The sequence below is a fragment of the Rhodoplanes sp. SY1 genome, assembly GCF_046000175.1.
In the GTDB taxonomy this organism is placed as follows: Bacteria; Pseudomonadota; Alphaproteobacteria; order Rhizobiales; family Xanthobacteraceae; genus Rhodoplanes.
The window spans coordinates 1-518 of the sequence record NZ_JBEOMB010000267.1 but is presented as its reverse complement, the minus strand read 5'-3'; the positions used below and the strand labels follow the sequence as shown (position 1 = coordinate 518).

Below are 518 nucleotides of genomic sequence, written 5' to 3'. Positions count from 1 at the left end.
GCCTGTGCGAGGCGAGCTTCGCGGACCTGGTGTTCTTCTGCAATTCCGGCGCCGAGGCGATGGAGGGCGCGATCAAGGTCGCGCGCAAGTACCATGCGGCCAACGGCGCGCCGGAACGCGTGCGCATCGTCACGTTCGAAGGCGCCTTCCACGGCCGCACGCTGGCGACGCTCGCGGCCGGCGGACAGAAGAAGTACATGGAGGGCTTCGGCCCGCCGGTCGAGGGCTTCGACCAGGTGCCCTACGGCGATCTCGACGCCGTCAAGGCGGCGATCGGCCCGCAGACCGCGGCGATCCTGGTCGAGGCCGTCCAGGGCGAGGGCGGCGTGCGGGTCGGCACCCCGCAGTTCCTGCGGGGCTTGCGCGAGATCTGCGACGCCGACGGCCTCCTCTTGGTGTTCGACGAGGTGCAGACCGGCATGGGCCGCACCGGCCCGCTGTTCGCGCATCAGCGCGTCGGCGTCACGCCCGACGTGATGGGTGTCGCCAAGGCGCTGGGCGGCGGCTTCCCGGTCGGC

1 protein-coding gene is annotated in these 518 nt (G+C 72.0%); it reads left to right on the top strand.

Translation table 11 applies throughout. From position 1 onward, the window contains the following. A partial coding sequence (locus ABTU92_RS29040) for an aminotransferase class III-fold pyridoxal phosphate-dependent enzyme (RefSeq protein WP_408095030.1) occupies positions 1-518 on the top strand: 518 nt, incomplete at both ends.